The 15,527-nt window shown below is 50.7% G+C and carries 2 protein-coding genes; both read left to right on the forward strand.

Going from position 1 to position 15,527, the window contains the following annotated elements; genetic code table 11:
* Positions 1-23 precede the first annotated feature (23 nt).
* A complete protein-coding gene (locus GC102_RS26445; RefSeq protein WP_171692185.1) occupies positions 24-7,703 on the forward strand; it encodes a non-ribosomal peptide synthetase in 7,680 nt (2,559 codons plus the stop codon).
* Positions 7,704-7,781: 78 nt separating this feature from the next.
* Positions 7,782-15,461, forward strand: coding sequence for a non-ribosomal peptide synthetase (locus GC102_RS26450; RefSeq protein ID WP_171692186.1), 7,680 nt, complete (start codon positions 7,782-7,784; stop codon positions 15,459-15,461).
* The last annotated feature ends 66 nt before the right edge of the window (positions 15,462-15,527 follow it).

The raw sequence follows: 15,527 nt of genomic DNA on the forward strand, positions 1-15,527 counted from the left end.
TGCAAACTCTTTAGAGGTGAATAATGAAAAAATCAGACACAATCCAAAAAGTGTATCCGCTCACTCCCATGCAGGAAGGGATGCTCTTTCATTCAATCATGGATCCAGACTCGAGCGCCTATCATAATCTGCTGCAAGCAAAACTTTGCGGGCAGCTCGATGTCAGCCTTTTCGAACAAAGCTTTAACCAATTAATCGCAGAAAACGATATTTTACGTACTGCTTTTGTACATCAAAATCTTCAGCGCCCAAGACAGGTCGTTTTAAGCAAAAGAACGATTCAGCTTCATTTCGAACAAATCGATCATCTGGATGAAAGCGAGCAGCGGAACTGCATCGCGTCTTTTATCAGCGAACGGAATGCCGGCCGTTACAATCTGGCCAAGGATGTTCCGATGTACATTGCTGTATTCCAAACGGCTGAACAGGAATATCAGTTCATCTGGAGCCACCATCATATCTTGATGGACGGGTGGGGGCTTGGCATTGTCATCAACCGGCTGTTTCAAATCTATGAAGCTTTGAAGAATGAGAAGACGCTGCCTCAAGAAGCGGTATACCCTTTTAGCGATTATATCAAGTGGCTGGAAAAGCAGGATAAAGACGAATCGCTGGCCTATTGGCAAACGTATCTGGACGGCTACGAGCAATCCGTTCATATCCCTAAAGCATTCGTACCTGAGGACAGTTTGTATCAAAAGCAAGAGATCAGCTTCGTTATTGATGAAACGACGACCGGGCGGATCGCACAGCTTGCCAGCAGCTGTCAGACGACGGTAAACACGGTTTTCCAAACGATTTGGGGACTGCTTCTTAGTAAATATAACCATACGAACGACGTTGTGTTTGGCTCTGTCGTTTCCGGACGCCCCTCGCAGGTGAAGGGCATTGAGAAAATGGTCGGATTGTTTATTAACACCATTCCGGTACGCATTTCCTATCAAGATGAGCAATCGTTTGGCAGTCTGCTTGCCGAAGCTCAGCGCAATGCGCTGGCTTCGGAGGCCAATCATTTCGTTCCTTTGTACGAAATTCAGAGCCAGAATGGACACAAGCAGGATTTATTCGATCATATCCTTATTTTTGAAAACTATCCGGTCGCCAAAGAGCTGCAAAATAACGGTTGGGAGGGAGCACTGGGCTTCGTTATCAACGATGTGCATGTCGAGGAACAGACCAATTATCCTTTGAATATCGTTGTGGCACCAGGCGCTGAACTCTTGATCAAGCTTAGCTTTAATGCAGCTGTTTATGCGGTGGAATGGATGAACAGCATCGAAGGGCACATGAAGCAAATCATCGCTCAGGTCGTTGCCGATCCGCACATGCTGCCCAAGCATATTCAAATCGTAACGGAGCAAGAGAAACAGCAAATTCTCTACTCTTTTAATGATACGGAAATCCGTTATCCGCAGGATCAAGAGCAAACGCTCCATGCGCTGTTTGAGCAGCAGGCCATAAAAACACCGGATCAAACGGCTATTGTTTGCGGAGATTTGAGCATGACGTACCGGGAGCTTAATGAAAGAGCCAACAAACTCGCGTGGGTATTAAAAGAAAAAGGCGTAGGCAAGGACCGAATGGTTGCCATCATGACGGAACGTTCCTTAGAAATGTCTGTCGGTCTGCTCGCCATTCTGAAGGCCGGCGGAGCCTATGTGCCATGCGATCCGGAATATCCCGCTAATCGGATCCGCTATTTGCTTGAAGATAGCGGCTCGCAGTTCCTTTTAAGCAAAACGGGTTTAATGCACAAGGTTGAGGGAAGTCATTGCGAGTTCCTAGATCTGCAAGATGAAGCGAATTATGCCTCTGATGCTGCTAATCTCACTGGAACAAGCGGGCTAGCGGACTTGGCCTATATGATCTATACATCAGGAACGACCGGTCAGCCGAAGGGTGTTATGATCGAACACGCAAGCATCGTGAATACGATCCGTTGGAGAAAAGAGGAATATGGATTCGGCACGGATGATCGTGTACTGCTTTTTTTATCGTTTTCGTTCGATGCCTTTGTGAGCAGCTTTTTCGCTCCGCTCGTGTCCGGTTCGACGGTTGTCATGGTAAGTGATGAGGAAGCGAAAGATCCGTTGGCGCTGAAGAAACGAATCACTTCCTTGCACATTACTCATTTCAGCTGCGTCCCGAGCTTGTATGCCGCGATTTTGGAAACGATGCATGCGGAGGAAGCCTCATCGCTGAAAGCTGTAACTCTCGGCGGAGAGAGCATTTCGCCTTATATGCTGGAGAGAACAAAGAGAATCATTCCAGGAGCGGAAATTGTCAACGAGTACGGCCCGACGGAAAATAGCGTCATCTCGACTGTCTGCCGTAACCTTGTGCCTGGAGAGTCGGTAACGATCGGTCATCCGATCGCTAACTCTCAGGTATACATATTGGATCAACATCACCAGCTGCTGCCTGTTGGGGTGAAGGGTGAATTGTGCGTAGCAGGAGCAGGGTTAGCCAGAGGGTATTGGAACAGAGAAGCGCTCACCTTGGGAAAATTCATCGACAATCCCTTCCTTCCAGGCACGAAAATGTACAAAACCGGCGATTTAGCCAAGTGGCTGCCGAACGGCAATATCGAATTTATCGATCGGATCGATCATCAGGTTAAAATTCGCGGCTACCGCATCGAGCTCGGAGAAATCGATGCGGCGATTCTGAGGCATCGCCTAGTGAAAGAAGCTGTCGTGCTCGTCGTCGAAGACGGTGGGGGAGAAAAAGCGCTTGCTGTGTATTATACACTCGAAACAGGGGCAGCAGCTGAGCTTAAAGACGACCTACTGCAGGTGCTTCCAGCCTATATGGTGCCTTCCTACTTTATACCGATGGAACGCCTGCCGCTTACGCCGAACGGCAAAATTGACCGCAAAGCACTGCCGAAGCTGGAAGGGAAATTGAAATCCGCTGCCGTGAATGAAGCGCCGGCTAACCTTACGGAAGCTAATCTGCTGCCGCTTTGGCAAGAGATTTTAAAGACGGAGTATATCGGTGTCACGGACAATTTTTTCGAAAACGGCGGCCATTCTTTGAAGGCGATGATGCTTATTTCGAAAATTCATCAGGAACTGAAGGTGGAAGTACCTATCAAGGTACTGTTCGACAGTCCGACAATAAGGCAGATTGCCAAGTATATTCAAGGCGCAGACGAACAAGTCTATGCAGCGATCCGATCTATGGAGCAGCGTGATTATTATCCGGTATCCTCCGCGCAGAAAAGGATGTTCGTGCTGAACCGTCTTGACCCTGACGGTACCAGCTCCAATATGCCAGGGGCCATGCTGCTGGAAGGACCCTTGGATGTAGAAAAGTTCCGCGGAGCATTCCAAGCTCTAGTGGCGCGGCACGATACGCTGCGTACTTCCTTCGATACGGTGGACGGGGAGCCTGTGCAAATCGTGCATCCGCAGGTTGAGCTGCGAATTCCTGTAAAAGAGGCGAACGAAGAAGACGCTGCGGAGATGTTGAACGACTTCATACACCCGTTTAATTTAAGCAAGGCACCGCTGCTGCGCGTGGAGTTAATCCGGTTCGCTGCAGAACGGCACCTCTTCTTGTTCGATCTTCATCATATTATTTCCGACGGTACCTCGATGGGTCTTATCGTCAAGGAATTCATGCTCCTGTATCAAGGGAACTACTTGCCGGAGCTTGCGATTCAGTACAAAGATTTTTCCATTTGGCAGCACGAATGGTTCGGATCCGAAGTAATGAAACGGCAGGAAACCTTCTGGGTCGAGATGTTTGGTGGGGATGTTCCTGTTCTTGAAATCCCAACGGATTATCCAAGACCGCCTATTCAGAGCTTTGAGGGAGATAAGGTTATCGTCCATACCGGCAAAGAGCTGAAGGAGGCGCTCAGACGTCTTGCGTCTGAATCAGGAACTACACTGTTTATGGTCATGCTGGCAGCCTATAATGTGCTGCTTGCCAAATATACCGGACAGGAAGATATCGTCGTCGGGACGCCAATTGCCGGCAGATCCCACCCCGATCTGCAATCGATCATCGGCATGTTCGTGGGTACGCTGGCGCTCCGTAATCGAGTAGACGGCAAGCTTCCGTTTGCCGAATTTCTGGCACAAGTCAAGATGAACATGCTTCATGTTTACGATAACCAGGATTACCCGTTCGAAACGCTGGTTGAGCAGGTCGATGTGCGCAGAGATATGAGCCGCAATCCGTTGTTCGATACGATGTTTGTCCTGCAAAACATTGAGCTTGAAGCCATGGTGCTGGACGGATTGTCAATATCGCCAGGCCTACTAGACAATCCCATCGCGAAGTTCGATTTGACGATTGAAGCGAGAGAAGACGAAGAGGGGATCGAGCTTTGCTTCGTTTACCGGACCAAGTTGTTCAAGCAGGAAACCGTAAAGTGTATGGCCGATCATTTTCTGAATATTTTACATACTGCGGTTGCTAACCCATACCAGACGATTTCTCATATGGATATGCTGAGTGAGGCGGAGAAGAGACATTTGCTGGTCGATTTGAACGATACCGCTGCTCAGTATCCAGAAGGAATGACGCTGCACGAACTTTTCGAGGTACAGGCTGCGAAATGGCCGGATCGCATCGCGGTCGTATGTGGCGGGGATCGGTTGACCTACCGCGAGTTGAATGAGCGAGCCAACCAGCTTGGCCAGGAAATGCGTAGTCTCAGCGTATTGCCGGACGATAGGGTAGGTCTGTTAGTTGACCGGTCGCTCGATATGATCGTGGGAATACTTGCCACGTTGAAGGCCGGCGGCGTTTACGTACCGCTCGATCCAGATTACCCTCAGGACCGGCTGCAATTTATGCTGGATGACAGCGGCGCCCGCGTACTGCTGACCCTGCCTCAACTGACTGGTAAAGTGCCGTTTAATGGGACGGTGCTTGATATGAGTGACCCGGCGCTATACAGCGGTGATGGCTCGAACCTGGAGTCAGTAAATCAGCCTGAGGACATGGCATACATCATATATACGTCCGGTACGACTGGCCAACCGAAGGGCGTCATGATCGAGCACCGCAATGTCGTTCGTCTGATGCTAAACGACCGGATGAAGTTCGATTTTACAGAACGCGACGTGTGGACTGTGTTCCACTCCTTCTGCTTCGATTTCTCCGTTTGGGAAATGTACGGCGCTTTGCTGTACGGCGGCACCTGTGTCGTTGTGCCTAAATCGGTGGCACAGAATCCGAAGGAGTTCGCACAGCTGCTGCGCCAAGAGGGTGTAACTGTGCTTAACCAGACGCCGACCGCGTTCTACGCGCTGATTCACGAGGTGCTTGGACGTCAGGACAACGATCTGCAGGTACGTTATGTCATTTTCGGCGGCGAGGCGCTGAATCCGATCATGCTGAAGCCATGGAAGGCGAAGTACCCGCAGACACAGCTAATTAACATGTATGGCATTACAGAAACGACCGTTCACGTTACTTTTAAAGAAATAACGGAACAGGACATGGAGATAAGCTTAAGCAATATCGGCCGGCCGATTCCGACACTGACAAGCTATATCTTTGATAGCGAGCAGCGTCTCGTTCCGATTGGCGTCACTGGAGAGTTGTACGTGGGCGGAGAAGGCGTGGCTCGCGGGTACTTGAACCGCGATGAGTTGACAGCAGAGCGGTTCATCGCGAATCCCTACAAGCCGGAGGAGAGGCTGTACAGATCGGGCGATCTTGCCAGATTATTGCGCAGCGGAGAAATGGAATATTTGGGCCGGATTGACCACCAGGTCAAAATCCGCGGGCATCGGATCGAGCTGGGCGAAATCGAGACGCAGCTCTTGAGGCACGAGGCGATTCGCGAGGCCGTCGTGATGGCGCTGGACGATGAGCAGGGGCAAAAGTTCCTTTGCGCTTACCTGCTGTTGGATCAGGATCTGACCGTGACTGAGCTGAGGGCACATGCATCAGAGGATCTGCCGGCATACATGATCCCATCGCATTTTGTAAGGCTCCCGCACATGCCGATGACGTCTAACGGCAAGGTTGACCGGAAGGCGCTGCCGAAGCCGGAGGGTGGGCTGAAGACAGGTGCCGAGTACATAGCGCCTCGAAACGAGTTGGAAGAAAAGCTGGTGCACATCTGGCAGGAAGTGCTGGGATCGGACCGGATTGGTATACGTGACAATTTCTTCGATCTCGGCGGCGATTCGATCAAAGGCATTCAAGTAGCTTCACGTCTGTTTAATCACGGGCTGCAGCTTGAGATGAAAGATCTATTCCGATACCCTTCGATCGAAGAGCTGAGCAGCTTAGTTGCGCTGGTCAAGCGCCAAATCAGTCAGGAGACAGTAACGGGTGAAGTTGGTTTGACACCGATTCAGCAATGGTTTTTCGATCAGTGTTTTGCAAACCAGCATCACTGGAATCAATCCGTTATGCTGCATAAGTCTGACGGATTCGATTCGCTGGCTTTGGAGAAAGCGCTTCGGGATCTTGTCCAGCATCATGATGCGCTTCGTATGGTTTACGACGAGCAGGACGGGCGGATCGTTCAGTTGGGCCGCGGCCTAGAAGGCGAGATGTACGGATTCGAACGGTTCGATTTCACGGATCATTCTGACACAGAAGTGCGCATTGCATCGGCAGCTAATCACATTCAACAAAGCTTCGACCTGAGTCAAGGTCCTCTACTGAAAGCTGCTCTGTTCCAAACAGCTGAAGGTGATCACCTGCTGCTTGCCGCTCACCATTTAATCGTTGACGGTATCTCCTGGCGCATCCTGTTTGAAGATTTGGCGACAAGCTATGCGCAGGCCCTTGCTGGCGAAGACACCGCATTTCAGGAAAAAACGGATTCGTTCCAATATTGGTCTCAGCGCTTAATGGCTTACGCGGAAAGCAAGGAATTGCTGCAGGAAATTGATTATTGGAAACAATTGGAAAATAAATCAATTGGCTCATTGTATAAAGATTTTGCAATTGAAACCTGTACTTTAGGCGAGAGTGCAACGGCAGAAATTACGCTTACCCGGGAACAGACCGAGCATCTGCTGAAGCATGTCCATCAAGCCTACCATACGGAAATGAACGACATTCTTTTAACTGCTGTAGGATTGGCAGTTCAGGAGTGGGGGCAGACCGATCGGATTGCTGTTCAACTCGAAGGCCACGGGCGCGAAGAGATGATGGAAGACGTCAACATTTCCCGAACAGTGGGCTGGTTTACCTCCATGTATCCGGTCGTGCTTGATCTGACGGATGGTGATTTATCCAGGGAGATCAAGTCGGTGAAGGAGACTCTCAGACAGGTTCCGAACAAGGGAATCGGCTATGACATTCTGAAATATTTGACACCGGAAGACAAACGGTCCGGGCTGCATTTTAAGCTAAAGCCGGAGATCTGCTTCAATTATCTCGGTCAGTTCGATGCGAATCTCGTCCATGATGCGTTCGGTCCGTCCCCATATGACATGGGAGAACCGATTAATCCGAATTCCCACCGCATGTATCCAATCATCATGAACGGAATGATAGCAAACGGCGAGATGAGCTTCCGATTTTCGTATAGCCCGAAGCAGTATGAGGAGTCCACTATGCAATGTTTATCCGCTGCCTTCAAATATCATCTGCTCCGCATCATCGATCACTGTAGGAACAAAGAGGAAAGCGAGCGGACTGCGAGTGATTTCAGCTCCAAAGGACTGACTACGGACGACGTCGATGATATCTTCGAATTGCTTGGTGAAAAGCTGTAATCATGGCTAGATGCGCGAAATGATAGCATAGCAAATGCTTACGTCCCTAATGTAAATTCTAAGGAGAGAAGCCGCTGTATGAGCCAATTTAAAAAAGAACACGTCCAAGACATGTATTTTTTATCCCCGATGCAGGAAGGGATGCTGTTTCATTACTTGCTCGAGCAGGGCCAATCGAATGCTTACTTCGAACAAATGTCCATCCGCGTAAGAGGGACGCTCGATATTGGCTTGTTTTCGGTCAGCTTAAACCGAATCGCTCAGCGGTATGACGTATTTCGTACCGTGTTCCTTTATGAAAAAGTGAAACGCCCGGTGCAAGTGGTGCTGAAAGAGCGTCAGATTCAGGTTCACTTCGAAGATGTCAGCAGTTTGCCTGAACTGGAACGTGGGCTATTTGTAGAGCGGTTTAAACAGGAAGATCTGGAGCATGGATTCGATCTGTCCAAGGACATGATGATGCGTGTCTCCGTCATTCAGACGGGGGAGTCTGACTATCAAATCTTTTGGAGCCACCATCACATTCTGATGGACGGATGGTGCCTTGGTATCATCGTCGGTGAACTGTTCCAAATCTATGCCTCCTTGCGGAAACAGGCGCCGATCCAGTTGGAAAGGACATATCCTTACAGCGACTACATCAAATGGCTGGAACGCCAGGACAAGGATGAAGCGAAGCGTTTTTGGGCTGAGGCGCTGTCTGGATATGAACAACTGGCGTCCGTGCCCCAGATGACAGCTACCGCCACGGATATTACCAAGCGCGGATATAAGCAGGAAGAACTGACGATCCGGTTCGATGAGAAGCTGACTGCGAAGCTTCAGCAGTTGGCGAGCAGGCATCAGGTAACGTTAAATACGGTGTTTCAGACGATCTGGGGCATTGTGCTGCAAAGGTACAGTCATGCCAATGATGTCGTATTTGGTTCCGTCGTTTCCGGTCGACCGTCGCAAGTTGTTGGCATAGAGAAAATGGTCGGTTTGTTCATTAATACGATTCCGGTACGCGTGAAATCGACCGCAGATCAATCATTCTCGGATGTGCTGCTAAGTGTGCAGCTGGGTGCGCTGGCTGCCGAATCGTACACCTACTTGCCGCTTGCTGAGGTTCAGGCGCAAAGCGTGCTTAAGAGTAATCTGTTCGATCATATTCTCGTTTTCGAAAACTATCCCGTAGAAGAGTCCGTGCAAAATGGATCGCTCGAAAGCCAATTGGGATTTGAAGCAACGGATGTGAGTATGATCGAGCAGACGAGCTACGATTTGAACTTGTTGGTTATGCCAGGCCGGGAGCTGGCGGTGCGCCTGAACTATAACGCGAACGTGTACGACACGCAATTTCTGCGGAGCATCGAAGGGCATTTGAACACCGTCGCATGGACGATCGTGGAACATCCGGAGATACGCCTGCAGGATCTTGCTATGGTCACCGATGAAGAAAAGCAGCTTCTTCTGAAGTTAAACGATACGAGGGAAGAAGTTCCAAGCCATTTGACGATTCATCGTATGTTTGAGGAGCAGGCGGAGGAAACGCCGGATCGGGTGGCCATTGTATTTGGGGAACGGCAGTTGACGTACCGTGAACTGAACGAAAGGGCCAATCGATTAGCCAGAACGCTTCATGGCAAAAACGTTGGAGCGGATCAGGCTGTCGGGATCATGGTGGAACGTTCGCCGGATTTGGTAGTCGGTATTCTGGCGATTCTGAAAGCTGGAGGCGCTTATGTGCCGATCGATCCGGAGCTGCCGGAAGAACGCGTGGGCTATATGCTTCACAACAGCGGAGCGTCCATTTTGCTAACACAAAGCCATTTATACGAAAAGGTAGCGTTTGGCGGGGAAATCCTCGATATTTCTAGCGATTACGTATATGACTCGGAGGGAAGCAACTTAGAGCTAACTAGCAGCGCTGACCAGCTATTCTATATCATTTATACGTCAGGTACGACAGGCAAGCCGAAAGGTGTCATGCTTGAGCATCGCAATATGGTCAATCTGCTTCACTATGTTTTCCGCCACGACAAAGTAAATTACGGCAGTACCGTTCTGCAATACACAACGATGAGCTTCGACGTGTGCTACCAGGAGATTTTTTCAACATTGTGTTCGGGAGGGAAATTATATCTGATCGACGGAGATACGAAGCGAGAGGTGCACAAGCTGCTTCATTTGATTGAAGAGGCGCAAATTGAAGTCTTGTTCCTCCCGGTCTCCTTCTTGAAATTTATATTTAACGAGCAAGAATATGCCAGCGGTTTTCCGTCCTGTGTACGACATATCATTACTGCCGGCGAGCAGCTAGTGGTCACGAATCAGCTTCGTTCCTTTTTGCAAAAAAATGACGTGTATCTCCATAACCATTACGGACCATCGGAGACTCATGTCGTCACCATCTTTCAGATGGAGCCAAACGGTGACATTCCTGAGCTGCCTTCGATTGGGCGGCCGATTGCGAACAACGGCATCTATATTTTGAATGACGGACTACAGCTTCAACCGTTCGGCGCCCCGGGAGAATTATTTATTGCCGGCGATAATGTGGGGCGTGGTTACAGAAACAACGACGAGCTGACTGTGGAAAAGTTTATGGAAAATCCATATCGCAACGGCGAGCGTATGTATCGAACGGGCGATTTGGCACGGTGGAAGCCGGACGGCAATCTTGAGTTTCTCGGCCGTATCGACCATCAGGTGAAAATCCGTGGGCACCGTATTGAGCTTGGTGAAATCGAATCACAGCTGCTGAATCATCCTTCGGTGATGGCTGCAGCTGTGTTGGACCGCAAAGATGCGCAGAGCGGAACCTATTTATGCGCGTATTATGTGTCAGATAGACCGCTCCATTCGCTAGAGCTGCGGGCGTATTTGCTTAAAGAACTGCCGGAATACATGGTTCCGTCGTTTTTTATGGAGTTGGGAAAGCTGCCTGTGACACCGAACGGCAAAACAGATCGTCGCGCACTGCCTGAACCTGATGGGGAATTTGTGCCGGGTACGGAGTACGTACCGCCAACAAATGTCGTGGAAGAAGCGCTTATTGCGATTTGGCAGGAAGTGCTGGGGATTGTTCGCATCGGCATTCATGACAATTTCTTCAGTCTCGGCGGTCACTCGCTGAAGGCCATGACGCTAATGTCGCGCTTGAACAAGCATTTCGGTGTCAACATCCCGCTGCGCGAGCTGTTTGAATCGCCTACGACGGAAGGGCTGGCACGCAAGATCCGCGAGTCGGAGGAGGATGTCAGGAAAGCGATCCAGCCAGCGGATAAAAAGTCGTATTATCCGGTTTCCTCCGCACAAAAGCGTATGTTTGTGCTGCAAGATTTGGATGATGCAGGTACAGGCTACAATATGCCTGGAGTATTCATCATCGAAGGCGTGTTAGATCGCGACCTGTTCGAGGGAGCGTTCCAGCGCCTCATCCTGCGGCACGAAGCGCTGCGCACGTCCTTTGAGTTGATCGACGGGGAGCCGGTTCAGAAGATTCATGAAAACGTCGATTTCACGGTAGAGTTCTCACGACTGTCTGAAGGCGCCGAGGATTTGGCCGCAGAAAACAAAGTCATTGAACGAATGGTCGAACGTTTTATGCGTCCGTTCGATCTGCAAAAGGCGCAATTGATCCGTGTGGCGCTCGTAGAGCTCCAGGAACGGCGGCATTTGTTCATGTACGACATGCATCATATTATCTCAGATGGCGTATCGATGTCCGTCATTGTGAAGGAGTTTGTACAGCTGTATGGCGGTGGTACTTTGCCTGAGCTGCCCATCCAATATAAAGACTATGCGGTTTGGCAGCAGGCTCAGATGGAGAGTGAATCACTGCGCAAGCAAGAAGCGTTCTGGTTGAATTCGTTTGCTGGCGAGCTGCCACAGCTGGAGCTTCCATCTGACTTCCCTCGCCCTGCGGTACAGAGCTTCGAGGGTGACCATATACGCTTTGAAGTTGAGACCGAATTGCTCGGCTCATTGAAACGTTTGGCTGCGGAAAACGGGTCAACGCTTTATATGGTACTGTTTGCTGCATATAACGTGCTGCTTTCCAAGTATTCCGGACAGGAAGATATCGTTGTAGGAACGCCGACTGCCGGCCGTTCCCAGGCTGACTTGGAATATGTCGTCGGGATGTTCGTCGGTACGCTGGCGCTGCGAAGCCGTCCGGAAGGCGGGAAAACATTCCGCACCTTCTTGTCGGAAGTAAAGGAGTATGCCCTTCAAGCATTTGAAGCGCAGCAGTATCCGTTTGATTCGCTGCTGGATCGGTTGAATATTCGGCGCGATCCCGGCCGCAATCCTCTGTTCGATACGATGTTCAGTATGCAGAGCATCGATCCTGGACTAGGCCAAGAGGGTGGAACAGGCTTTGGGGAATTGACCTTTACGCCGTACGTATGGCAAAGCGGCATCGCCAAATTCGATCTGACGCTGGAAGTGCGGGAAGGAGCGGGAAATCTGGAGTTCCAGCTGGATTACAGCACGAATTTGTTTGCGATGGAGACAGCAGAGCGGATGGCGCGCCATTTCGTATGCTTGTTAGAAAATATCTCATTAGTGCCGGATCAAACGCTGGCTGAGCTAAGCATGGTAACTGATGAAGAAGCGTGGCAAATCATCCAAGAGTTCAACAATACGAGATCTGATTATCCGAACAGCGAGACGATCGCGACGCTGTTTGAGAAGCAGGCTGCGCTGACGCCGGAGCATCCGGCTGTCGTTTATGAAGACAAACAACTCACTTATCGAGAACTGAACGAGAGGGCGAATCTGCTTGCAAGCGAACTGAGGAGACAGGGGGTTGGCTCCGACAAGGTCGTTGGCCTGCTGGCGGATCGTTCAATTGAGCTGATGATCGGTCTGATGGGGATTCTGAAGGCGGGTGGCGCTTATTTGCTGCTTGACCTAGAGATGCCTGCGGAACGAATCAGATTTATGCTCGAAGATAGCGGCGCCCGCATCGTATTGGCGCAGCGGAAATTGTACTGGATGGCGCAGGCGGCGCTCGCTGAGCATGTGATCGACCTCGATGATGACGCATTGTATGTGAATAGCCAAGTTAACGAGAACTTGTTGTCACTGGGAGGACCACGCGATCTGGCCTATGTGATCTACACGTCAGGCTCCACAGGTAAGCCGAAAGGCGTACTTATCGAACAGCGCAGCGTTGTTCGGTTGGTGAAGGAGACGAACTACGTCCAGTGGAGCGAAGACGAACGCATTCTGCAGACAGGCGCGCTTGGCTTCGATGCTGTTACGTTTGAGATCTTTGGCGCTCTGCTGAACGGAGGTACGCTGTATCTAGCTGATAAGAGCGTTATTCTGGATAGCGATAGGCTCGGCGCGTTTATCGCCGACAATCGAATCACGACCATGTGGCTCACTTCACCGCTTTTCAACCAGCTTTCGCAGGAGAATGCGGAGTTATTCACGGGTGTGCGACAGCTTCTGGTCGGCGGAGATGCTCTGTCGCCGAGCCACATTAATCACGTGCGCTATAAGTGTCCGGGTCTGCGTTTGATTAATGGCTATGGGCCGACGGAGAACACAACGTTCTCCACAACATTCTCGATCGAACGGGATTACGAGGGAAGCATTCCGATCGGGCGGCCGATCAGCAATTCCACAGCGTACATCTTGAACAAGTACAACCAACTTCAGCCGATTGGCGTGCCGGGCGAGCTGTGCGTCGGCGGTGATGGCGTGGCGCGAGGGTACGCGAACCGGCCGGAGTTGACGGCCGAAACCTTCGTACCGAACCCATTCATAGCGGGAGAGACAATGTACCGCACCGGCGACCTGGCGAAATGGTTGCCGGACGGAACGATTGAATATAGAGGCCGCATCGATCAGCAGGTGAAGATCCGGGGGTACCGGATCGAGCTGGGCGAGATCGAGGCGGAGCTAATGAAGCATCCAGCCATGAAGGATGCCGTAGTGATCGCACGTGAGGATGCGAACGGGCAGAAGTTCTTGTGCGCTTACATCGTGGCGGAGCTGGAGCTTGGTACGCTGGAAGTAAAGGCTTTTCTGGCAAAGGAGCTGCCATCCTACATGGTGCCGGCGTACTTGGTACAGATGGAGAGGCTGCCGCTGACCGTTAACGGCAAAATCGATCGCCGCGAGCTGCCTGAGCCGGAGGGCGGCTTGGGGCTAGGCACAGATTATGCAGCGCCTCGCAACATGGCGGAAGAGCGGCTTAGCGTCATCTGGCAGGACGTACTCGGTGTGCTGCAGATCGGTATCCGCGATGATTTCTTCCAGCTCGGCGGCCACTCGCTGAAGGCGATGACGCTGCTGGCGCGGATCAAGCAGCAGCTTCAAGTGAACGTGCCACTGCGGGTGCTTTTCGAGTCGCCAACGATAGAGGCGTTGGCCCAGCATATCGCACAAGCCGATAAGGAAGCATATGAGACGATTAAGCCAGTGGAGCCGCGCGACTATTACCCGGTTTCCTCCGCTCAGAAGCGGATGTTTATCATGAGCCAGTTTACAGGCTCGGGCACGAGCTATAACATTCCAGGCGTCATGTTCATCGAAGGTGAATTGGATCTGGAGAGATTCGAGCAAACGTTCCGGCGCTTGGTCGCCCGACATGAATCACTTCGAACGACATTCGAGACGGCCCACGGCGAAGCGGTGCAAATCGTACATACGAATGTTGATTTTCAGGTTGAGTACGCCAGAAGCACAGAGGACGGGCTGGAATCCATCGTTTCGGAGTTTGTACAGCCATTCAATCTGCAAAAGGCGCCGCTGCTGAGAGTCAAGCTCGTACATGTAAGTGCTCAGCGCTATTTACTGCTGTTTGATATGCACCACATTGTATCCGACGGTGTGTCGATGGGCATTTTGTTGAATGAATTTGCTTGTCTGTATCACGGAGATGATCTTCCTGAATTAACGGTTCATTATAAAGATTTCGCCGTTTGGCAGAACGGCATGCTCTCTTCCGAGTCGATGCGTATCCATGAAGCGTACTGGCTTGAGACGTTTTCCGGCGATATTCCGGTGTTGGCGATGCCGACCGACTTTCCGAGACCAGCCGTGCAAAGTTTTGAAGGGGATGCAGTCACCGTTAGGTTAGGGCAGCCATTGCATGATCAAATTCACAAAATAGCGTCCGATTATGGAGCCACACTTTATATGATGTTACTTGCTGCTTATCAAGTACTCCTTTCCAAATACAGCGGGCAGACGGATGTAATCGTTGGAACACCGGTAGCAGGCAGGCCGTTTGCTGAAACGGAGAACATCCTAGGTATGTTCGTTAATACGCTCGCGATACGCAGCCAGCCGGAAAGCGGCAAAACGTTCGCGCAGTTTTTGGAGGAAGTGAAGCGAAGTTCATTGCTTGCTCTGGAACACCAGCATTACCCTTTGGAGATGCTTATTGATCAATTGGAGCTGCGCAGGGATTTAAGCCGAAATCCGCTCTTCGATACGGTCTTTAGTAGTCAGAACCAGGAATTGAAGGCTTCGGAGTTTGCCGGTCTTCGTTTTGAGCCTTACCACAGGGAAAACAAAATCGCCCAGTTCGATTTGTCTGTCAAAGCGATCGAGGATGAGAGTGATATTGTGCTCCATGCGGAATACGGCATCCATTTGTTTAATAAAGAGACGATTGAACGGATGATGACCGATTATCAAGCGTTACTTCAGCAAGTTACGGAAAATCCGGACATTTTGTTGAGTGAGATTCTACTTACGCACTACGACAAGCTGGAAAATGTGTTGGATGGGGCAGTGGAGTTTCTATTTTAGGGGCTGCCCCATAAGGTGATTGAACTTTAGCCGGCTTCTTGCTCCTATTGTTTCGCTAACTGGAAA

Source organism: Paenibacillus germinis, from assembly GCF_013141785.1.
Taxonomy (GTDB): Bacteria; Bacillota; Bacilli; order Paenibacillales; family NBRC-103111; genus Paenibacillus_E; species Paenibacillus_E phytorum.

Excerpts from the sequence above, each read along its gene's own strand:
- GC102_RS26445 (WP_171692185.1), top strand. The coding sequence starts at position 24 with ATGAAAAAATCAGACACAATCCAAAAAGTGTATCCGCTCACTCCCATG.
- GC102_RS26450 (WP_171692186.1), top strand. The coding sequence starts at position 7,782 with ATGAGCCAATTTAAAAAAGAACACGTCCAAGACATGTATTTTTTATCC.